14 protein-coding genes are annotated in these 21,334 nt (G+C 59.5%); 10 read left to right on the top strand and 4 right to left on the bottom strand.

Annotated elements, in window-relative coordinates; genetic code table 11:
• Window positions 1–34: 34 nt before the first annotated feature.
• Window positions 35–2,791 (top strand): tetratricopeptide repeat protein, encoded by a 2,757-nt coding sequence (locus tag P12x_RS19770; RefSeq protein ID WP_435006374.1) that lies wholly within the window; start codon window positions 35–37, stop codon window positions 2,789–2,791.
• A gap of 94 nt (window positions 2,792–2,885) precedes the next feature.
• Window positions 2,886–3,941, top strand: a complete 1,056-nt coding sequence (locus tag P12x_RS19765; protein WP_435006372.1) for a tetratricopeptide repeat protein — start codon at window positions 2,886–2,888, stop codon at window positions 3,939–3,941.
• Window positions 3,942–3,947: 6 nt separating this feature from the next.
• On the opposite strand, the gene bshB1 is transcribed toward P12x_RS19765, so the two are convergent.
• The 3 genes from bshB1 to P12x_RS19750 form a co-directional block, all read right to left on the bottom strand.
• The gene (bshB1, locus tag P12x_RS19760; RefSeq protein ID WP_435006371.1) at window positions 3,948–4,640 is read right to left on the bottom strand and encodes a bacillithiol biosynthesis deacetylase BshB1; all 693 of its coding nucleotides are present in this window, start codon (window positions 4,638–4,640) and stop codon (window positions 3,948–3,950) included.
• Between the two features lie 407 nt (window positions 4,641–5,047).
• The gene (locus tag P12x_RS19755; protein ID WP_435006370.1) at window positions 5,048–5,371 is read right to left on the bottom strand and encodes a 2Fe-2S iron-sulfur cluster-binding protein; all 324 of its coding nucleotides are present in this window, start codon (window positions 5,369–5,371) and stop codon (window positions 5,048–5,050) included.
• Window positions 5,372–5,468: 97 nt separating this feature from the next.
• Window positions 5,469–6,224: a PH domain-containing protein gene (locus P12x_RS19750; RefSeq protein ID WP_435006368.1), complete on the bottom strand. Its 756-nt coding sequence runs from the start codon at window positions 6,222–6,224 to the stop codon at window positions 5,469–5,471.
• 550 nt (window positions 6,225–6,774) lie between these two features.
• Between P12x_RS19750 and glgP the strand changes: the two genes are divergently transcribed.
• From glgP to P12x_RS19725, 5 genes are all read left to right on the top strand, one after another.
• On the top strand, window positions 6,775–8,919 hold the full coding sequence (gene glgP / locus P12x_RS19745; protein ID WP_435006367.1) for an alpha-glucan family phosphorylase: 2,145 nt from the start codon (window positions 6,775–6,777) through the stop codon (window positions 8,917–8,919).
• A 185-nt stretch (window positions 8,920–9,104) separates the two neighbouring features.
• The gene (locus P12x_RS19740; protein WP_435006365.1) at window positions 9,105–10,814 is read left to right on the top strand and encodes a serine/threonine protein kinase; all 1,710 of its coding nucleotides are present in this window, start codon (window positions 9,105–9,107) and stop codon (window positions 10,812–10,814) included.
• A gap of 1,104 nt (window positions 10,815–11,918) precedes the next feature.
• On the top strand, window positions 11,919–12,755 hold the full coding sequence (locus P12x_RS19735; protein WP_435006364.1) for a sigma-70 family RNA polymerase sigma factor: 837 nt from the start codon (window positions 11,919–11,921) through the stop codon (window positions 12,753–12,755).
• Between the two features lie 81 nt (window positions 12,756–12,836).
• Entirely contained in the window at window positions 12,837–13,067 is a 231-nt protein-coding gene (locus P12x_RS19730) for a DUF2243 domain-containing protein (protein ID WP_435006363.1), read from the top strand.
• 360 nt (window positions 13,068–13,427) lie between these two features.
• A complete protein-coding gene (locus P12x_RS19725; protein WP_435006361.1) occupies window positions 13,428–14,126 on the top strand; it encodes a PEP-CTERM sorting domain-containing protein in 699 nt (232 codons plus the stop codon).
• Between the two features lie 298 nt (window positions 14,127–14,424).
• Here the strand turns inward: P12x_RS19725 and P12x_RS19720 are convergent, their stop codons facing one another.
• Window positions 14,425–15,156 carry a hypothetical protein gene (locus P12x_RS19720; protein WP_435006359.1) on the bottom strand — a complete coding sequence of 244 codons (732 nt, stop codon included), beginning with the start codon at window positions 15,154–15,156 and terminating at the stop codon, window positions 14,425–14,427.
• Window positions 15,157–15,741: 585 nt separating this feature from the next.
• On the opposite strand from P12x_RS19720, the gene P12x_RS19715 reads away from it, so the two are divergent.
• The 3 genes from P12x_RS19715 to P12x_RS19705 all read left to right on the top strand — a co-directional run bounded on the left by P12x_RS19715 (window position 15,742) and on the right by P12x_RS19705 (window position 21,244).
• Complete coding sequence (locus P12x_RS19715; protein ID WP_435006358.1) at window positions 15,742–18,282, top strand: DUF3656 domain-containing U32 family peptidase; 2,541 nt, start codon at window positions 15,742–15,744, stop codon at window positions 18,280–18,282.
• A gap of 312 nt (window positions 18,283–18,594) precedes the next feature.
• Window positions 18,595–19,902, top strand: a complete 1,308-nt coding sequence (locus tag P12x_RS19710; RefSeq protein ID WP_435006356.1) for a homoserine dehydrogenase — start codon at window positions 18,595–18,597, stop codon at window positions 19,900–19,902.
• Window positions 19,903–20,035: 133 nt separating this feature from the next.
• Window positions 20,036–21,244 carry a cofactor-independent phosphoglycerate mutase gene (locus P12x_RS19705; RefSeq protein ID WP_435006355.1) on the top strand — a complete coding sequence of 403 codons (1,209 nt, stop codon included), beginning with the start codon at window positions 20,036–20,038 and terminating at the stop codon, window positions 21,242–21,244.
• Window positions 21,245–21,334: the final 90 nt, after the last annotated feature.

Here is a 21,334-nt window from a genome sequence, read left to right as displayed (position 1 = left end):
TTACGTCGTGACGTCGACTTCATTGGAGCCATTCATGCTCCGAGGCAGCCTCGTCCGTTCGATCGTGCCGGCTCTCTTGCTGGTTTTCATCTCGACGGTCCAGGCGGGCGACGACCCCCGGTTTGCCGCCGATTTCGTCCAAGGGCTCCGAGAGCGGGGATATTACGACCTCGCACTAGAGTATCTGGATCAACTCCGACAGGCTCCCGATACGCCGGATGACCTGAAACGAACCATCGATTTCGAGGAGGGTCGGACTCTGATCGAGTCCGCGACTCACGCGAGCGATCCCGACGCAAGCAAAGAGAAGCTCGATCAGGCCAAGATCAAGATCGAATCCTTCGTCAAGGCCAACCCCGACCTCCCGCAGACGACCGAGGCCCTCGTCGACCTGGCACATCTGCTTTACGAGCGGGGGTTGACCGAGGTCGATCTTGCAGGTGACTTCCGGAATGGACCGGAGAAGGAAAACAAGCTTGCCGGGGCTCGGGGCTATTATGCGAATGCCCGCGAAGCGTACTCGCGAGCCTTCGAGCGTCTCAACGCCAAGCTGGAGACCTACCCGAAGTTCATCCCCCCGGATGACCCCAGGAAGTCCGAGAGAGAGCGCGTCCGAAACTCTCTGATGCAGGCCGAGTTGCAACGATCCGTGGTCGATTATTACGAGTCTCAGACATTCGGAGCCGGGTCCAAGGAGCGGACGGATCTCCTCGAAAAGTCTCTGACCACTTTCGATGATATCTACAAGCGATATCGGGTTCAGCTGGCAGGTTTCACCGCCCGGATGTGGCAGGGGAAATGCTATGAGGAGTTGGGAAAGCTCGGCGAGGCGATGGGTATCTACAATGAGCTGATTGACCATCCCGACCCCGCCCTTCGCACGCTCCAGAAGCAAGTCGACTACTTCAGAATCATCGTGATGGGGAAACGTAAGGAGTATGCCCTCGCCGCCGACGAATGCGCCCGATGGCTCAACATGTTCCCGAACGACCGGCGTTCGTACAACGCGCTGGGCGTCCAGTTCGAGCTGGGCAAGAATATCATCGCCCAACTGCCCGGGATCGCTCCCGCAGATCGCGACAAAGCGATTCGAACGGCCACCGATCGACTGGCGGACGTCGTGAGGGTCGTGTCTCCCTTCAAGTCCGAAGCGATCGAACTCCTCCAGGAATACCGACCGAACGCGATCATCAGTGCAAACGATGCTGCCAAGCTTTCTTATGACGAGGCGATGGCGCAGGCCGAACAGGCCATCGCGGTCCTCGAATATGAGAAATCGTGCGTCCTCCTTGAAGTCGCCATCCGCAAAACCAACCCGGTCCGTGATGCCACGAAGGTGAACAAGGCCCGTTTCACGCTCGCCTACAGCCTCTTCATGTCCAAACGCTTTTATGAGGCCGCGGTCATTGCCGAGCATGTTGCCCGGAATTACCCCAGTTACGAATGGTCCCCGAAGGCCGCTGATCTGGCGATGCAGGCGATGGTCGAGGCGTATAACAAATACACCTTCGGCGATCGGGCGAGCGACCTCGACCGGCTGGTTTCGCTCGCTCGATACACTTCAGAAACCTGGTCGGAGTCAGAACAGGGCGATTCGGGTCGTCTCACCCTCGGCCTCATAGCGCTGGGCCGAGGCCAGTATTCCGAGGCGATCTCGGCTTTTGAATCCGTTCGGGCCTCCTCGACACGATGGAATGACGCTCAGGCTTCCTGCGGCGAAGCCCATTGGAAGCAGAGCCTTGTTCTCCGAGATCGAGGAAACGGAGCAGGAGCCGATGCCGAGGTCAAGCTGGCGACCGAGAAGTATGAACTCGCGCTCAAATCACGTCGAGAGGCCAACGCTCCCAATACCGATCCTGGAGTGGTCTCGAATTCGTGCGATCTCGCCATCATCAAACTCGAGACCGGAAAGCCCGCCGACGCCCTCGCTATCCTCGAACCGATCGCCAAGAACCTGAGCACGGCCACCCGATCGGCCTCCCTCACCACATCCTATTCCCGGGTCCTCGCCGCGATCCTCCGCGCCCACGTCGCCACCAATCAGACGGACCTGGCGATTGCGGATATGAAGTTGCTCGAATCGATCGGAGGAGGGACCGACGCGACACTCCTCTACTACGAGCTGAGTAAACTCCTTGTCCGCGAGATCGAGGCCTTAAAGAAGCGGAACGACCGAGCTGGAATGGAACGGACTCAGCAGGCCTTCCGGAAGTTTCTCGGGGCGTTGGTGGATAGCAAGTCTGGTCAGTCCTACGAGTCGCTACTCTTTGCGGGGGATAACCTCCTGAAGTTAGGCGACTCGAAGCAAGCTAATGAAGTCTTCAACCGAATTCTCGACTTCTATGCCAAGGATCCCGAATTTCAGAAAGACCCCAAAGCGAACGATCGGTTGCTCGTCGTCAGGATCAGGCAGGTCGCCGCGCTCCGCGGTGAGAAGAAGTTTTCGGAGGCCGAATCCAAGCTGGAAGAGATCATCGCGGCGCACAAGCGCTTGCTCGAGCCCCTAATGGAGAGAGGTTATCTCGCGGACGCCCGGGCAGAGGCCAATGAGCTAGCCTGGAACAAATCCTATTCTTACTGGCGCACCCTCGCATTGAGGTTGAATGGGATGAGGCCCAAGCCGAAGGAGTACTTCGAAGCCTGGTATCACGCAGCCGTCGCCCTCCAGCGACAAGGTAATCTCGCCCTCGCCAAACAGACGCTCGCCAGTGTGATGAGGCTTTCTCCGGATCTCGGCGACCCCGAGATGAAGGCGAAGTATCAGGAATTAGCCGGAAAGCTAGGAAAGTGATCGCGGATCCCTGTCATTCGCCTTACGGTAACCGACCCGATTGATCGAAATTCCTCGTCGTCCCCCACAGTCCTCCGAAAGGGATCGAATCCCGATGTCGAGTCGACACCACAAACTTCTGGCGAGCGTTGCCTCGGGCTTCGCCCTGCCGCTGATCTCGATAACGGTCGGCCTGGCTGACGTGGTGACTTTAACGCCGGACGCGACGACCAAGGGAGCAGCGGGAGGTTTGGTCCGGGGCACAGTGATATCCGAGTCGCCCACCAAGGTCGAAGTCAAGCTGGGCAATACAGTCACGACGATACCAACGAACGAGGTCGACTCGATCAGCTACGACGGGCATCCCGCCAGCCTCGATCAGGCCCAGGCGAAGGAGTCGGCGAATGCGCTGAGCGAGGCGGCGGATCTCTACAAGAAGGCCGAGAGCGAAGCGATCGGAAAGCCGTTTATCGCCGAGGACTCCGCGTTCGGCCAGGTCCGAATTTTGGTGGAGCAGGCTTCCAACGACGCGAGTAAAGTCGCCGAGGCCACTTCGGCCCTCGAGGCTTTTTCGAGGACCTACAGGAATGGCAGGCACATGGGGCTTGCGCTGGAGTCCCTGGCCAAGCTCCAGATTTCGCGAGAAGACTATTCAGGAGTCGAAGCAACCCTGAAGGAACTCACGAATCTCCCCAAAGGGAATGATCGAGCTGCGCTTTTCCGGATCAAGATCCTGACGCGTAAAGGGCAACTCGATCAGGCGATCTCCGAACTCGATAAAGTGATCGCCTCATCCCCCCAAGGATCGGCCAAGCGTCGAGATGCACAGCTCAACAAGGCGGAGACCCTGCTGGCCCAGAAGAAATTCGCCGAGGCCGAGGCTACCGTCCGGGGCGTCATCAAGGAGTCACCGCCCGAAGACGCCGCGACCCAGGCTGTGGCGCACAATACCCTGGGCGATTGCTTGCACGCGGCCGGAAGAAATCGAGACGCCCTGTACGCCTTCCTGCACACTGATCTGCTCTTCAGTCGCGAGAAGGAAGAGCATGCCAGAGCCCTGTCCCAGATCGCCATTCTCTGGAAGGAACTCGGGGTCTCGGATCGCGCCGCCGAGACGTTGGAACGCCTCAAGCAAGAATATCCTCGAAGCCCTTATGCCAACGCAAAATGAGGCCGATCAGAGCAATAACCCGTCCAGCCCAGACAACCCGATCGGCTCGCGGCTGGCAAAGGGTTCGGCGTGACGAACGCCGATGGTATGACCCCAAAATCGATTTCGATCGACGACCGAGTCGATAACGGTCGGTTTGCCCGACGTCTGATTGTCGACGAGTTGGGATCGGTAAGCTTTCATCGAATCGAGTTTTCGTTCGATCTGGTCGGAGATGTCAACGAGGAAGCTCGGTCGCTCCACGATCCGCAAATGCACACTGAAATAGTAGAGGATGCGAGATGGGTGGAATGGCTCTCCGGGGATGTCGCTCTTAGAGAGTTTACTCCAAAACTTTGCGTCCTCCACAAGCTTGGTAGCGGCCGTGTGGTCAGGGTGGGCATCTTCCCAAAATGGGGCGAATAGGAGCCGTGGTCGGACTTCCCGAAAGACACTCGCGAGAGCCCGGCGATGGAGCAGGGAGGGTTCCAAATTACGATTGGGCAGGCCCAGGTTCCTCCGCCAGGAAACGCCAAGGATCTGTGTGGCTTCGGCGGTCTCTTTCGCTCGGATCTCAAGTGTTCCGAGTGGCGTGGGCTCTCCGCTGGTCAGGTCGAGAATTCCGACCTTCCACCCTTGATGAATTAGGCGGACGATCGTTCCTCCCATTCCGAGTTCCGCATCGTCCGGATGCGGGGCAATGACAAGTGCGTCGAGCATTCGGGAGATAGCTCCGCAAGAATCCGAGTCGGGGGCTCCAATTCCTATGGCCAGCCCACACCCCGTTAAGTTACTCTAAATAGTATACGCCTTGGCCTGGTGGTCGAGGCTTTAACGATTTAGTTCTTCGAGGTGACTCGTGCCATTTCGACCCCGCAAAAAGAAGAGTCGTCAATCCAAGAATCATACCTGCAAGCGTTGCGGGGGATCGATCCGGAAGCGGGCCTTCCGTTGCAAGAAGTGCAGCGAAGCCCAGCGTTGATCCTGTATGAATCAGGTTTTCTCGTCTCGGATAGATCGGGCGAGGGCTAGAATCAAGGTCGATAAACGTTTCCGGCGACCTTAAAGGTCGCCGTTTCCGTTCCATGCCGCATGACTCAAGCTGCCAGAAGGTCGCATCGACTTAATCAGTCGATCGGCCTGGCACCGGCGGGAATCCCGGAATCTCCGACACGCCCGAGCACCCGGATCGTCAGGTCGGACTCGACCCTCACCTGGCAAGAAAGCCGGATATCTGGGCCAAAAGATGCCTCCCGGGCCAGTCGCTCCCGCTCCAGATCGCCCAGAGGCGCGAGATCACCCGCGAGTACCTGGACACGGCAGGTGGTGCATCGGGCGTTACCGCCACATTTGTGGAGGATGTCAATTCCCGAGTCTTCGATGGCGAGGACGAGTTTCGTCCCAGCCTCAACCTCGAACGACTTCTCGCCCTCAACGGTCACGGTAGGCATGCGTCGGTGATCCTCGACAACTTCCTGGTTACGAGACGCATTCAGTCTAAGAGGAGCGACCGATCCGGGCAACCCTCTCGAAGCTTCATGGAGCTTTCTACACGCTGTCGACCTTGATCGTCCGATGATCGCGTTCCGTTCGCGACTGATGCCAGATGAGATCCATGACCTGCTTCGGGTCTTCGACGCCCGGTAGATAAAAGGTGGGAGTTTCCTTCTCGTTCGGCACAACAACGACGGTTCCGAGTTCGAGCCATCGATCCGTCAAACTTTGCTGTCGGGTGAAGACATCCTTCACACTCAACAATTCCATCATGTCGCGTCGGCGATTGAAGATCCCGGTTGAGACGAACAGTCGCCGGTTCGTGAGTCGGTAATAATGGCTGAAGCGGGCTCTCAGAAGGCGAGTCATGAGAGACACCCAGAGAATTGCCAGGAGCGCTCCGGCGGCCCAGGTCAATGAGGAATGATTCTCGTGACCCATCCCCCAGGTATAAATCGCGAACGCGGTCCAGGCGAGCGACAAGAGCGTCATGCCGACGATACGCCCGACGAAATTCTTCATCGAGTAGGTGGTTTCCCAGACCAAGACCTCTCCCTCGACGCCCGATTCGCCATGGTTCTCTGAATTTCCGGCCAGATTGGATTGTGACATGGGCGCATCTCTTTGGATCGTCGGCGTCACGGTCCCTTGTGGATTCGGGACGCCTTGGGGATAGAGAGGCTCGGGTTCCCTGAAATTTCCGGATGGATCGACTGGTGTTTCACCGGATGAATTCGAAGCGACCACAGGATCGAGATTTGTGGTCGCCGCGGACACCGCCCCAAGAAGCCCAGGCTCGTTTCTGGCCATGGTTGTTTCACTCCACATCGCCATCTGAAATCAGAGTTGAATTCGACTACTCAGGCGCGATTGACCAGACAGTGCAATTCTTGAGCCATTCATTCTTCCTCCGAATCAAGCGCGATTACACACGATCTCCGCCTTGCAAGAACCTGTTCTTTCACTAGCTCGCGATCGAAAGACGAGGCATCCCTACCTCCGGATTCGACCAATATCCGACGTTCGACTCGTTCGTTTGCTCATGGATCTTGAGCCGATGGAGGGCCTCTGGGTCGCGCCCTGCTTCGTTCATCCGACGTCCTCGCCGCTCGATCCGCCGAACGACACTCGACCTCTCGGCTATCACGATCCGGATTATCTGCCTGATCTTCCACGAGGCATACCTGCCATGTGGGTTCTACTCTAATGATGAGCCGAGCACCGAGTTGCCACTTCACGCGAAGAGGCAAGGTCTGGCAATTTCGACGAAACTCGCCATACTATCCGGCTTGAGTCCACGAGCGATTGGCGTGACTTGGCCGGTCGGTTGGCCTTTCATCATTGATATTGGGGAAACGGCATGGTCGGACAGGCGAAAGTCGAGGACAAGCTACGAGAACTCGCCCGCAACCTCTGGTGGACCTGGCAGCCCAATGTCGTCAGCTTGTTCCGCGAACTCGACCCGGTTCTCTGGCGTGCCACCGATCACAACCCGATCGAATTTCTCAAGAAGATTCCCCCCGAAGACTTCCAGCGTTTGACCGATGCCGGAGCTCTTCACTCGCGGGTCGATTACGCATTTCGTCGACTTTCCGAATACCTTAAAAATACCGATTCCTGGGGGCTGGTCCACGCCTCCCCTCTCCGAGCCCGCCCGGTGGCCTACTTCTCCGCCGAGTTTGGACTCCACGAAAGCTTGCCGATCTATTCGGGAGGGTTGGGAGTCCTGGCGGGCGATCACCTGAAGAGTGCCAGCGACCTCGGGATCCCTCTCATCGGTATCGGACTCCTGTATGCGGAAGGGTATTTTCGTCAGTCGCTCGATGCTGCGGGTTGGCAACAAGAAACCTACTCGAACAACAACCCCGACCTACTACCGATCGAGCCAGCACGAGGGCCGGACGGAGTCCCGATCCGGATCTCGATCGAGACCGGCGTGGGCGTCCTTCACGCCAGGGTCTGGAGGGCCTGGGTGGGTCGGACCTCGCTCCTCCTACTCGATTCGAAGGTCGATGAGAATTCCGAATCAGATCGGGCGCTGACCTCTCGGCTCTATGGTGGAGATGCCCGGGTCCGAATCCGGCAGGAACTGCTGCTCGGTGTTGGTGGAGTCAAGGCAGTCAAGGCATTCGGCATCAATCCTTCCGTCCTTCACTTGAACGAAGGCCATAGCGCGTTCGCCGGACTCGAGATGATTCGGTCGCTGATGGATTCTGAAGGTTTGCCTTTCGGCGAGGCGGCTCGCGACGTCGCCAAGATGACCGTATTCACCACGCATACCCCGGTGGCCGCCGGTCACGACCGATTCCCCGCAGCACTCGTCGAGGAGCACCTGGGCAAACTCCGCGAGTCGCTCCATCTCTCCTATGACGATTTCATGGGCCTGGGTCGGGTGCATACCACCGATACCAATGAGCCATTCTGCATGACGGTCCTGGCCCTGAAGCTCGACCGACACGCGAATGGCGTGAGTGCCCTTCATGGCCAGGTCTCTCGACAGATGTGGCATCCGCTCTATCCCAATCGGACGGAAGAAGAAGTCCCGATCGGGCACATCACCAACGGGGTCCATGTCCGCAGTTGGGTCGCACCCCAGATGCACCAACTCTTCGATCGACATCTCGGACCGGCCTGGCTTCGATCGATGAGCGATCCTGAGATTTGGGCCAATATCAAGGATATCGACGACGCCGAGTTCTGGGAAACTCAGCAGGTTCTCAAAGCCGCGCTCATCGAGTTCGTGCGACGGAGGTTGGTCGCGCAGGCCACTCGTCGAGGTGAGGGGCAAGAGGCGATCTATCGGGCCTCGACCGCTCTCGGGCTCGACACGCTGACCATCGGCTTCGCCCGACGATTTGCCACTTACAAGCGGGCCGGACTGGTCCTGAAGGATGTCGAGCGGCTGGTCGAGTTGGTCAACGGCTCAGCTCGGCCGATCCAGTTCATCTTCGCGGGGAAGGCCCACCCCGAAGACCACTTCGGCAAGGAGCTAATCCAGGGCATCGTCAAGCTGACCCGCGACGCGCGGCTTGAACAGAAGCTGGTTTTCGTCGAAGACTACGACATGAACGTCGCTCGGCACCTCGTCCAGGGAGTTGACGTCTGGCTCAACAATCCGCGACGGCCCCAGGAAGCTAGCGGCACATCCGGTGAGAAGGCATTGCTCAATGGAGCGTTGAACTTCTCGATCCTCGACGGCTGGTGGGCCGAGGCCTATGATGGAACGAATGGGTTCGCCATCGGCACGGGATTGTCGCACTCGGTCCCCTCAGTGCAGGATGAGCGAGATCACAATTCGTTGATAGCGACCTTGACCAACGAGGTTGTACCCCTCTTCTACGATCGCGACTCGTTCGGCCTTCCGCGAGGGTGGATCGCCCGGCAAAAGTCAGCTCTCCGGTCGCTGGCCTGGCGGTTCAATGCCGATCGGATGGTCATGGATTACGTCCAGAATAGTTATTTGCCGGCTGCGGGCGGTTTGTCATGCCAGATGCCACGCTCCTAGAAGGCCGTCTCGCTCGGATGAGAAAGATCTCCGGTTGCGAGTTCTGATCTTGGATCAGAACTCTTGAAATTGGAATTTCCCCGAATCCTAACGGGAACGGTCAAGAGGCAATTGGGTTAGGGAAATTCACCTCCGAGCCCGATTCACGCCATCCGTCGTCGCCGAATGCTCCCAAGGAAGTGACCATGATCGGCCAGAAACTGGGATCATTCCGGATCGAGGCCGAACTGGGCTCCGGCGCGATGGGCGTTGTCTATCGAGGGGTTCAGGAAGGGAAAGAGCGAAAGGTGGCCATCAAGGTCATCGCCGCCGATCAGATCGGTAAAGGGAAGGCCTTCCAGCGTTTCGAACGCGAGGCCGAGATCCTGGAGCAGTTCCGACACCCCAATATCGTCCGATATATCGCCAGAGGTCGATCCGCCGGGACGTATTACTACGCGATGGAGTACGTCTCTGGGCCGACACTCGATAAAGTCCTGCGCGATAAGGGGGTATTCCCCTGGCGAAAGGTCGCGGAACTCGGGGTCCAGCTCTGCGACGCCCTGCAATATGCCCACGACCGGGGCGTCTTTCACCGCGACCTCAAGCCGTCCAACTTGATGCTCAACGACAGGGGTCAGCTCAAGCTCGCCGATTTCGGAATTGCGAAGGTTCTTGACCGGACTGCCCTTACGGGGACGGGCAGGACGCTCGGAACTGCGGCCTATATGGCCCCCGAGCAGATCCGAGGGACGCCCGAGATCAGCCATAAGACCGATCTTTACGCCCTCGGGGCTGTCTTCTATCAGATGCTCACGGGCGATACTCCATTTAGCGGCTCGTCGGCGGTGGTGATGATGCACATGCACATCAACGAGCCTCCTCCACGGCCCAGTCGCAAGGTCGAGGAAATTCCCAAGGCCCTCGACGACCTCGTCGTCAGCCTCATGGCCAAATCGCCCACCGATCGACCCTGGGATGCCACGGCCGTCGGTCAGATCCTCCGAGGTCTCCTGGAGAAGGCGAACAAGAAGGTATCGATCCCGATGGTCTGGCCCGAGCCCGGCACAGCCGCCTCGATGCCCCAGCGAGCCGAGATCCTTACCGACTCGGTCGGACCTCGACCGACCCGCATCAAGAAGAAGATCAAGCAGTCGAGGTTCGGGATTCGGCTTGAAACGATCGGTTTGCTGGCGGGCTTGGTCCTGGTCTCCGGTACGATCGCCTACCTGGCCTGGCCTCCCGGCGCGAATTACCTTTACCGGAAAGCCGAGTCGCTCATGGCCTCGGACGATCCCCTCGATTGGGTTCGGGCCCGAGATGAGTATCTCGATCCTTTGGAAACTCGCTTCCCGCTTCACGCTTACAAGGAGCAGACCGAGGCCTGGCGGGATCGACTCGACCTCCGGGACATCCAGCGACGCGCCGAGATCCTCGAGAAACCGAATCTGGCCGCATTCAGCAAACCAAAAAATGAGGCGGAAGCCCTCTACGTACACACATTCGAGGAGGCCACAGCCGCCGTCAAGCGCCATCACGATGGTGATGCGGAAGTGCTCTGGCGTGATATGGCCAAGCAACTGACAGGGGAAGGTCGCGAGAATCGAGGTTGGATCTTGTTGGCCCAGTCCAGAGCCGATGAACTTGCGACGGCGATCCGGCTCAGGCGCGAGACCGTGATTGGACTCCTGGAAAAGGCGGCAATTCCCGATCAATTGGCGAATAATGAAACAGCCCAAAAATATGCTCGTGAGATTCTGAACGATATACTAACCCGGTTCGATGCCTATCCGGAGGTGGCCGATCTTTGCACTCGAGCCAAGCTCGAACTCTCCATCTTGAATGGTGATGAGGGCAAGGTATCGACGGTGCCGGAACCCGAAGTGAAGAAGCTTAAAGACTCACCGAAGCCCTGAATTCCGGGAAATACCGGGGTGGACTCCTCAAGGTTCGTGATGACTGCATTTCCGAGAGCCGGGTTGTCGAGTCGCTCCAAACCCTGAATCAACATAGATGGACTGCAGCTCCTTGCGAGGAAAGTTCGGACATTCCCGTCCGAGATATGGTCGCCCATCGGCCAGTTCTCCTCCAGGAGGCTGACGATCGAGAGCGGGTGCTCGGCGCGGCGGCCGCAGAGATTCTCCTTGAAGGGGTCGACTTGGAGAGGCCGGGCGTGTCCATGCGAGAGGTGTTGCGCGAGAGCCCGGAGAGCGAGATGATGGCTTGAGGGAAATGGTCCTGAAGGGCCGGGCTGCGGATGTCCATCTAGTGATCCACTCCGAGCATGGCCCTCGTTTTCCTCAAGCAGTATTGGGGCGACCACGGCCGGGAAGATGCCTGGATTAGGTCGAATCGAAGTCCCCTCACCCTGAGGACATTTTCTAGATGTCCATAATCGTGGTTGAGTTTCAGAAAATCGATCGTCGGCTAGTTTCGCCGAAATAATATCGATCGAAGTCGAATCTCTTGATAGAGATCGGGAAAATTTCTCCTCAAGTTGTCGCGAGGAATCGGGACGACCTCCACTCCCAGCATGGGGAACGAGGGGTCGTTCCGTTTTGGTTCGATGATTTTGTCATGCACCTTCCTGCTCAGTCGCCCTAATCGGCGCGATCGCGATATTCGGCATATTACTCAAATAAGCTACAACTCCCATATCTCCAGACCTACTTAAGTTCCCCGCCTTTACTTCCGATATCCAATGGCATTGGGAGAGAGACGTGTGCCCGCCCTGGGCCTTCTGATTGAGATGGCCCCTTCCGCCAGGAGGGATGCTCTGATTTCTCGGAACACGCATCTCGATCACTCTCCCGATCTCTCCGGAGTTCAGAGATACCGGTAGTGGCGGCGGAGGCCGTCGGACTCGGTGTGTCGTCATCTATCACGGATCATGCGGCCCGACGTGGAGCGGACGGCTCGCTTTTGAGCGACGGGGAACGCCCCCGAACCCCGGTCTGGCCAGATCAATTCATCCCCCCCGGGGCGGACCCACTCCCGAACGACCGACGACGAGGATCTACATGGCCCGTATACGCCGACACCGCCGAGACACGGTGCAGAGTCCCCTGGAAACCTACCTCAGGGAGATCAACGAGACGGCGCTCCTGAACGCGGACGAGGAAAAGATGCTCGCCCGAAGGATCGCCGAAGGAGACCGAGCGGCCCGTGATCGAATGGTCCGAGCCAATCTTCGGCTCGTCGTGAACATCGCCAGGGGCTATGTCGGTAAGGGCCTGGCCCTCCAGGACCTGATCGAGGAAGGAAACCTGGGGCTTCTCAGGGCCGTCGAAGGTTTCGACCCCAATGTCGGGACCCGATTCAGTACCTACGCCAGCTACTGGATCAAGCAGTCGATCAAGCGGGCGCTGGTCAATACGGCCAAGCCGATCCGGATCCCGGCCTACATGGTCGAGTTGCTCTGCAAATGGCGTCGGATGGCCGCCGACCTTCAAGATCAACTGAAACGGCCCGCCACCGTAGACGAGATCGCGAAAGCCCTCGAGCTTCCCAAGAAGAAGCTGGCCATCGTCAAGAAGGCCATCAAGGTCTACAACCTCGTCCCGCAGAGCGATCAGCCCGAGAACGGCTGGAGTCTGGGCGAGATGTTGATGGACGAGCGGGTCAAGGCTCCTGACGTGGTGATGGTCGAGGCGGATAACCTCAAGCTCGTCATGCACCGGCTCGAGGAGATGGACAAGCGAGAAGCAACAGTCCTCCGGATGCGATTCGGGCTGAACGACGCGCCACCGAAAACTCTGAAAGAAATCGGAGAATCATTGGGTCTGACCCGCGAGCGAGTCCGGCAGATCGAGAACGAAGCCCTCGGCAAACTCTCGGCCACGTTCCTTGCGGACTGAGATTGGGTTGTGGAGGAGCTTCGGAAAAGGCCGGGAATAACTTCCCGATGTTAGACGGGCTGGGGGACGGCCGGACGTGCCGTGCTCGGGCGCACGTTCGTCGGCTCGCTGGTCGCGAGCTGGGGCGTGTTCAACGGGGTCGAGGGGGTCATCGACCACCACATCCTCAACATCCACCAAGTCGTCGAGCGCCCCGACCACCTAACTTACGACATCGCGTTCCTGGTCAGCGGGGTCGTCTTCCTAACGGTCGGGTTTGCGCTGATCCGGGCGGGGCGGGGGGATAGTCGGATGCGGGGCGGGGTGGCTTGAGGTCGGATTGGCCTGCAGATAGGGCTCGTCTCGCAAGCCTTCTCCCCTGAAGGAAGAGGTGGCCCAAGGCAGGATGAGGGGGAATTACCACCCGGCCAACGAAACGTCGCCGGGTGCCACTGGCTGTGCCGGTGCTCTTCAATGTGCGGACACCGACACAGCCAGTGGCACCCGGCGCCCGAAAGACTCGACACCCCAGATTCCGGAAGTACTGCCGAACGACCCCGACCGAGTCCTGGATGGTGCACTGCGGCAACGGGACACTCCGCGCGCCTTGACGCAACTGACCATATGCTTTGCAATAGCGGCGTTCGGCCGAACTGTCAAGCGGCGGACGTGGTGTATCAACTCGGAGAGACCATGACGATGGGGACCCTTTCAGGATGGCGTGCGGCACTAGCCTGTGCCGGACTGATGATCGGCCTAAGCGCGACGGATGCTGGGGCAGACGTCCTGTACGAGCAGCCCCGGCTCGGCTCTGACTCTTTCATGCCCGGGCTCAACAGTAACGCCGGCGATCAGGTGATTTATGATGACTTCACGCTGGCGACGGGGGCCCAGATCACCGGGCTGCAGTGGAGCGGGGTCTACCAGCAGACGACCGTTCTGACGACGGGGCCCGTGAGCTTCTTCGTCGGGCTGTATGCCGACCAGGGGGGGCTTCCAGGCGAGCTCCTGATGGGCCAGGACTTCTCCCTGACGGGCACGCAGATCGGGATCTCCCCCAATCTGAATTACCCGGTGTTCACATACGAGGTTGCACTAGCGGCGCCGTTGAGCATCGTGGCCGGGGCGAAGACCTGGCTGTCGGTGGTCGAGAGCGACCCGACGACGAATGTTGTGTGGACTTGGGAATTCTCCGACTATTTGACGGGGAACAAGGTGGCCTACCAGGACGGCCCGGCCGGGACCATGCAGCTTAGTTTCAATAACTACGATGTTGCCTTCAACGTGCTGGGAAACCCGCTGTCGATCAACCCGGTACCGGAGCCCTCGACTTTGGCGCTGATGGGCGTCGGCGGGCTGTTATCGCTGGCGGTTCGGCGACGCCGGCGTTAGCGCGCGGGAATATTTGCGGGTGCCAAAGGCTTTCCAGTGCTCTTCCCGGCCCGGACACTGGCAAAGGCCAGTGGCACCCGCAAACACCCTTTATCTCCAGTGCTATGTCGCCGGGGTTCAAGGAGTCGATCAGAGGATCAACTTCGACGAGTTCCTGCCGACGTGGAACTACAGGACCGTGCCCGTGCCGAGGTGAGACCGGGAAGTTATTCCAGGCCTATTCCTTAAGGCGAATCGGGATCGCCCGGAACTAGTCCGGGCGAGGGATTCGATTTCGGAATGACTACGATAGGGTCGATCAGGCTTCCAGATCTTGCAAGGCGATTCGACGCCGACCCCGATAGAACAATCCCGCGCCGCAGGCAAGGAAGACCACCAGGGCGGTTGGCTCGGGAATCGGGCTCGGGATAATCGAAGAGATCGGGTGGACGTTCGTCAGCACCTTCTCACTGGAGAAGTCGCTGTTGAACACCCCATTGAACGAGCTGTTCGCTTCGGTCGTGACGCGAATATACGCGTCTTGACCGTAGAGCGAGGCCATCGATCCTCCCGTGATCTTCAGGGTCATGTCGTAGATGTCTTCGTTCGAGGTGCCGGGCTTGAGCGAGAGCGACCCGAATCCCGTCGGGGTGCCCGAGAGCAGAAGTCCGCTATAGGTCTGGCCACCAACCACGACCTTCCCGAAGAGTTGGAAGTTATTCAGCGGGCTGTCGATCAGGTTGCCATTGGAGTCGAGGACCGCCGTGACGGTCTGAATTTTCATGTTATCGTCGGTCGGTGCGACGCCCGATTCGTCGAAGGTCCCGTCCGCCGCCTTACCCTGAGTGATCCAGAACGGGACGTTCGAGAGTTGAAAGACTCCGGAATTCGAGGCCGGATTGTAACTGTAGGTCTGAAATCCGTTGGCAAAGGCCGTGATGTCGGGATAGGCCCGGGTATCGTTGGGCCGGATCAGCGAGGAGTGCGCCTTCGTCGAGAAGGAGAGCAGAATCAGTCCGATAGTCAGGGCGGGGCGGAGCATCCGTTGCATGGGAGGTTCATCCTTGTAACCAGCCGTCGAACGGTTCTTGCCCGGGTGAGGGCTCTCGCCGACGGTAAGCTGCGAAACTCGGCGCGAAGACAAATGGTCCGACTCATCCGAACTGATCCGGACTCGGCCAATCGCGTGGACGATCCACGAGGTACCGAGGGAACGCCCTCCGGGCGCCGGAAGTTCGAGGTCAATCAAAGGCGGTTCTGACGACGAGGCGACTCAGGAACTCCGATCCGGGAGAATCGGGTCGATTGGACATCGGGTCAATCGAGGGTGTCGTCCAAGATGGGTGTGTGGGCCATCCGGAATCCGTTCCGTTGTTACCTGCTCCTCTAACGCTGCCCCCCTCAATCCCTGAGGGAGCGTCGGATCTGACATCCGGTCCACCGTCTTCGGTGTACCGGTGCGGAGCGGTGGTGATTAAAACCGCGACTGGTCGGGCTGTCAACGTCGAATTTCCGGCCAATCGAGAAACCACTCCTGGCGGCGACGATTCCAGATCGACTTGTCCCGGAGTCCCCCCACCCGGATAATAAAAGTTGATGAACCGCTTCGATCGACTCCGTCCCGGAAGGCCCTCCCTTGTCCACCGCTGAAGTGACCTCGATCGAATCGCTACCGGGCCTCACCTCGCCCGAATTGCTCGCCCCGGCCGGTGACAGGACATGCCTAATCGCGGCGATCGAGAACGGGGCCGACGCGATTTATTTCGGACTCAGGGGACATAATGCCCGGGCACGGGCCGTGAATTTCGATCCCTCCGAGCTACCCGAGGTCATGACCCTTCTCCATCGGCGAGGCGTCAAGGGTTACGTCACGCTCAACACCCTAGCCTTCCCCGGAGAACTGGCCGATCTTGAGGCTACAATCCGACAAGTGGCCGAGTCGGGGGTCGATGCCCTGATCGTCCAGGACGTCGGTTTAGCCCGACTGATCCGGGCGGTAACACCCGACCTCGAAATTCACGCCTCGACCCAGATGTCGGTCACCGGAGCTGAAGGCGTCCGACTGGCCCGCGAACTCGGCTGTTCGAGAGTCATCCTCGCCCGAGAACTTTCTCTTAGGGAAATCGCCCGAATTCGCGAGGAGTCGGAGCTTCCAATCGAGGTATTCGTCCACGGGGCACTCTGTGTCGCCTATTCCGGACAATGCCTGACGAGCGAAGCTCTCGGTGGACGATCGGCCAATCGTGGCGAGTGTGCCCAGGCCTGCCGCCTTCCTTATGAGATCGTTTCCGATGGCGTGCTTCAGGATCTACGCGACATCAAGTACCTCCTGAGTCCGCAAGACCTTGCCGCATTCGATCTCATCCCTCAACTGGTCAAGCTAGGCGTCGCCAGCTTGAAGATCGAGGGTCGGCTGAAGACTCCCGAATATGTGGCGAACATCACCCGCCACTACCGGAAAGCGATCGACGAGGCCGTTGCCGGAAGAACCTTCGCCTTCGAGCGTCGAGAAATTCAGGAGATGGAGCTTTCCTTCTCCCGAGGGTTCAGTCACGGCTTCTTCGATGGAAATAATCACAAGGTACTCGTCCGGGGCGACTATGCCAAGAAAAGAGGAGTCTTCGTCGGCGAGGTTGCCTCGGTCGTGGGCTCGCGAGTTCGGATCGACCTGGCCGCTCCCGTGAAACCAGGCGACGGGTTAGTCTTCGATGGTGACGAAGAGACCCACCTCCCTGAGCAGGGGGGGCGAATCTACGAAGTGGCCCGCGTCGACCCGAGACGACCCGACCGAAACCAGACCCCAGTCGGTCCGGAGGGACTTCTAGCCGGCATGGCGGAACTGGGCTTCGGCCGTCGAGATATGGATCTCCGCCAAGTCCGGCCCGGCCAGCGGGCCTGGAAGACCGATGATCCGGAGTTGACTCGCCGACTTCGGCAGTCGTTCGAGGGTCCTCCTCATCGCAAGGTCTTCCTGAATCTCAAGCTTCGAGCCGTGGTCGGCGAGCCTCTTCGATTGATGGGCCAGGCTTCCAATGGGGCGTGTGCCGAGGTGTTCACCGAATCGCCGATGGCTCGCGCCGAGAACCGGCCCGCGACGCGGGAAGACCTCCATGTCCAGGTAGGTCGTCTGGGTGGATCGATCTACAAGCTAGCCGCCTTCGAAGCCGAGATCGAAGGGGAGCCGATGGTCCCGAGGAGCGTTCTGAACGCTCTCCGTCGAGAACTGGTTGATCAACTTGACGCATCACCACCGAAGAAGCAGCGAGCCATCTCCGACTCTCCCGTACTCCCCGAACTTCGACCGTCGATACCCAAATTTCCAGGAATCGAAGCGAATCCCCAGTTATCAGCACTCTGTCGAACGACCGGCCAGATCGAGGCGGCGATTGCGGCCGGGATCCGGACGATCTACGCCGATTATCAAGAAATCAAGGGGTACAAGGAAGCCGTCTCCGCGTCGAAGGCGGTTCCGGGAGTGACGATCTACCTGGCAACTCCCAGGATTCAGAAGCCGGGAGAGTCCAACATCTTTCGATATCTGGCCAACCAGGGGGCCGACGGGATGCTCATCCGGAATGCCGGCGGGCTCCTTTATTGCGTCGATCACGGGATCCCCTTCGTGGCGGATTTTGCCCTCAACGCGGCTAATGAACTAGCGGTCGCCTACTATCAGGGGCGTGGGGCAAAGAGGGTCACAGCCTCGTATGACCTTAGCTTCGAGCAACTCGACGACCTCCTCCAGGCGGTCCCGCCGAACTGGCTCGAGATCGTCATTCACCAGCAAATTCCCATGTTTCACATGGAGCATTGCGTCTTCTGCGCTTTCCTTTCGCCGGGGACCGACAAGACAAATTGCGGACGTCCCTGCGATCATCACGACGTCAAGCTCCGTGATCGAGTCGGGATGGATCACCCACTCAAGGCCGATGTCGGCTGTCGGAATACTCTATTCAACGCGGTCCCCCAAACCGCCGCGGAATATCTCCCTCGGCTGATCGGGCGAGGGGCTGGACATCTTCGGATCGAGTTTCTCGACGACTCTCCCGAAGCAGTTTCCCGGACCATCGGACTTTATGCCGATGCCCTGACTGGCCTTCGAGACCCGAAACTCCTCTGGCGCGACCTCAAGGCCACCGGCAAGTATGGGGTGACACGGGGAGCGCTGGCCATCCTTTGAGCGAAGAGACAAGATCTTCGATCAGCTCGAACTTTGGCTCGATCGGTAGAAGAAGCGTTTCGAAGGCGTATCTCGATTACCGCGATTCGATCACAAATCATGAATTGGGCTTGCCTGGCTTCGGAGTTAACATTTCTCGATCTGAATGGGATTGCGATCGAACAATCTTCCGAAGTGCTTTACCATGTCGAAATCGCCGTAGCTGAGGGCTGGTTCGACCAGTCGGTCCTGACGAATTCCTTCGTCTGCTCGCTGATTTGATGGGATGCGAACCGGTTTCTTGAATCTTGACGGCGAAATCGAGGGGGCGGGATGGAACGTGTCGCGGTCGGATTGCTGGGCCTGGGGACGGTCGGGTCGGGTGTGGTTCGGTTGCTGGAAGAGCAGGGGGAACGGATCGCCCGAAGGTCGGGTCGACGGGTCGAGGTGAAGTGCGCAGTGGTCCGCGACCCGGATCGATCCCGGTCAACCTCGCTCGATCCTCGCAAGATTGTCCAAGACGTTCGCAAGGTCCTGGACGACCCCGAAATCTCGATTGTCGTCGAGCTCATGGGAGGGACCCAACCGACGCTCGGTTACTTGTTGGAAGCTCTCGAAGCCGGCAAGGATGTCGTAACCGCCAATAAGGCGATGTTGGCCGAGCATGGACCCGAACTGTTTGCCCAGGCTCGGAAGTATGGACGAGCGATCGCGTTCGAGGGGAGCGTCGGAGGCGGTATCCCGATCATTCAAGCCATCGGGGTCGGACTGGCGGCAAATCAGGTCCAGTCGCTGGCGGCGATCGTTAACGGAACCTGTAACTTCATCCTCACCTCAATGACGAGCGACGGACTGTCTTATGGCTCCGCCTTGGCCAGGGCACAGGAACTTGGTTACGCCGAAGCCGATCCGACCATGGATGTGGACGGGACCGACACCGCTCACAAATTGGCCGTCCTGGCACAGCTCGCCTTCGGTTCCGGTGTGAAGACCTCCGAGATTCCTCGTGAAGGAATTGACAGGCTCCAACCTGCGGACATTACCTATGCTGCAGAGCTGGGTTACGTCGTCAAGCTACTCGCCCTGGCCAAGCTGTCCTCCGAGGGCCTGGAGCTTCGTGTCGCTCCGAGCCTGGTCCGTCGCGGAACTCCTCTAGCAGATGTCCGGGGGCCTTACAACGCGGTCCGGGTGGTCGGCGACGCGGTGGGCGACACCTTGTTTTATGGACGAGGGGCAGGGGCCATGCCAACGGCCTCGGCGGTCGTAGGCGATATCATCGACGTCATCGTGGGTCGAGCCGGTTTGACCTTCCGCGCCTTGAAACTTTGGTCCGGCCAGGGGGATGCCCCGGTCCTGCTATCGAGTGATCGGGTCCGAAGCCGCTACTATCTCCGATATACGATCGCGGATCGTCCCGGCGTGATCGCCGCGATTGCCCGGGTCCTGGGCGAGCATAAGATCAGTATTGCCAGTATGATCCAGCACGATCCCGGGGATGACGCCCCGCCCGATGCGCCGGTCCCTCTGGTCATGATGACTCATCTGGCCGTCGAGGCTCATCTGAAAGCAGCCTTGGTCGAGATCGATCGACTCGACGTCGTCGCCGCCCCGAGCGTCTGCCTTGGAGTGGAGGAGTCGTGAAAGGTCCGTGGATGAATGCCCTTAAATCCACGGTCGGCACCCGTTAAGATGAAAATCGACCGCGCGACCGAACCGAGCTTCGACTCGAATCCTGTCCCGCATCCGACCACGACGAAGAGAAGCCAGCGCCGCCATGCCGCACAAATTCGCGATTGTGATTCCCGATGGGGCCGCCGACGAACCAATCGAGTCGCTCGGCGGTCTCACTCCGCTTCAGGCGGCCCGAACGCCCGAGATGGACGCCATTGCCCGGTCGGGCATCCTGGGCCGATCGAGGAACGTGCCCGATCGCTTCCTCCCCGGGAGCGACGTCGCCACGCTGAGCCTCTTCGGATATGACCCTGAAGCGGTTTTCACCGGACGGGCCCCGCTCGAAGCGGCGGCGGCCGGTGTTGCACTCGGTCCCGAGGATTGGGCTGTCCGCTGCAACCTGATGACGATCCGCGATGGTCGGCTGAGCGACTTCACCGCCGGCCACATCACGTCCGAGGAAGGGCGGGTCCTGATGGACGCGCTCCAGCAACGACTCGGGAGGCCGGAGATCGAGTTTCATCCGGGTGTGAGCTACCGGAACCTGATGATCTATCGAGGGGCGGGCAGACCGTCCCCCTTTGCCGAAGACACCCGGACCACTCCCCCCCACGATCAGCCCGACCAACCCGCTGCCGATTATCTGCCCAGAGGGACTGGCTCGGAACTGCTCCGAGATTTGATCGCTTCCGGGGCCGAGGTCGTTCGCGATCACCCGATCAATCGCGAGCGTCTGGCCCACGGTAAGGCGCCTGCCAATGCGATCTGGCTCTGGGGGCAGGGGATGGCCCCGAATCTCCCCCTATTCCAGGGCCTCCACGGATTGAAAGGTGCGATCATCTCGGCGGTCGACCTCGTCCGAGGCGTTGGTATCCTCGCTGGTTGGGACCGAATCGACGTCCCGGGTGCGACCGGCTACCTGGACACCGACTACGCGGCCAAGGGCCGATATGGTGTCGAAGCCCTGAAGGACCACGACATCGTTTGCGTCCACGTCGAAGCCCCCGACGAGGCGAGCCATGAAGGGCGGGCCGACGCGAAGGTTGAGGCCTTGGAGCGAATGGACCGTGAGATTGTCGGCCCGATCCGCCGAGCGATCGAAACCCATGGAGGGCGAATACTCGTCTCGCCCGATCATGCCACCCTGGTCCGAACCAAGGCCCACGACCGAGCCTGGGTTCCCTGGGCCATGGCCGGTCTGGGGCTCAACGGATCGGGGTATCCGTACGACGAGGTTTCCGCCCTCGCCGCTGCCGGCCCGCTATTCGATCGCGGTTTCGAGTTGATGAATACCTTCCTCAAAATCGAATAATTCAACCACCAGGACGCCAGGTCTGGGAAGCGATTTCTCGGCGAACCGGGCGAGTCCAAACTTCCTCCATGATCCGTCCGTTGACTGCTG

The organism is Tundrisphaera lichenicola (assembly GCF_051175385.1).
GTDB lineage: Bacteria > Planctomycetota > Planctomycetia > Isosphaerales > Isosphaeraceae > Tundrisphaera > Tundrisphaera lichenicola.
This window is presented reverse-complemented; position numbering and strand designations above follow the sequence as displayed.

Bases quoted from the DNA above. Each gene is read 5' to 3' on its own strand.
- P12x_RS19725 (WP_435006361.1), top strand. From the start codon at position 13,428: ATGACGATGGGGACCCTTTCAGGATGGCGTGCGGCACTAGCCTGTGCC.
- P12x_RS19710 (WP_435006356.1), top strand. From the start codon at position 18,595: ATGGAACGTGTCGCGGTCGGATTGCTGGGCCTGGGGACGGTCGGGTCG.
- P12x_RS19750 (WP_435006368.1), bottom strand. From the start codon at position 6,224: ATGGCCAGAAACGAGCCTGGGCTTCTTGGGGCGGTGTCCGCGGCGACC.
- P12x_RS19770 (WP_435006374.1), top strand. From the start codon at position 35: ATGCTCCGAGGCAGCCTCGTCCGTTCGATCGTGCCGGCTCTCTTGCTG.
- P12x_RS19735 (WP_435006364.1), top strand. From the start codon at position 11,919: ATGGCCCGTATACGCCGACACCGCCGAGACACGGTGCAGAGTCCCCTG.
- glgP (WP_435006367.1), top strand. From the start codon at position 6,775: ATGGTCGGACAGGCGAAAGTCGAGGACAAGCTACGAGAACTCGCCCGC.
- P12x_RS19705 (WP_435006355.1), top strand. From the start codon at position 20,036: ATGCCGCACAAATTCGCGATTGTGATTCCCGATGGGGCCGCCGACGAA.
- P12x_RS19720 (WP_435006359.1), bottom strand. From the start codon at position 15,156: ATGCAACGGATGCTCCGCCCCGCCCTGACTATCGGACTGATTCTGCTC.
- P12x_RS19765 (WP_435006372.1), top strand. From the start codon at position 2,886: ATGTCGAGTCGACACCACAAACTTCTGGCGAGCGTTGCCTCGGGCTTC.
- bshB1 (WP_435006371.1), bottom strand. From the start codon at position 4,640: ATGCTCGACGCACTTGTCATTGCCCCGCATCCGGACGATGCGGAACTC.
- P12x_RS19755 (WP_435006370.1), bottom strand. From the start codon at position 5,371: ATGCCTACCGTGACCGTTGAGGGCGAGAAGTCGTTCGAGGTTGAGGCT.
- P12x_RS19740 (WP_435006365.1), top strand. From the start codon at position 9,105: ATGATCGGCCAGAAACTGGGATCATTCCGGATCGAGGCCGAACTGGGC.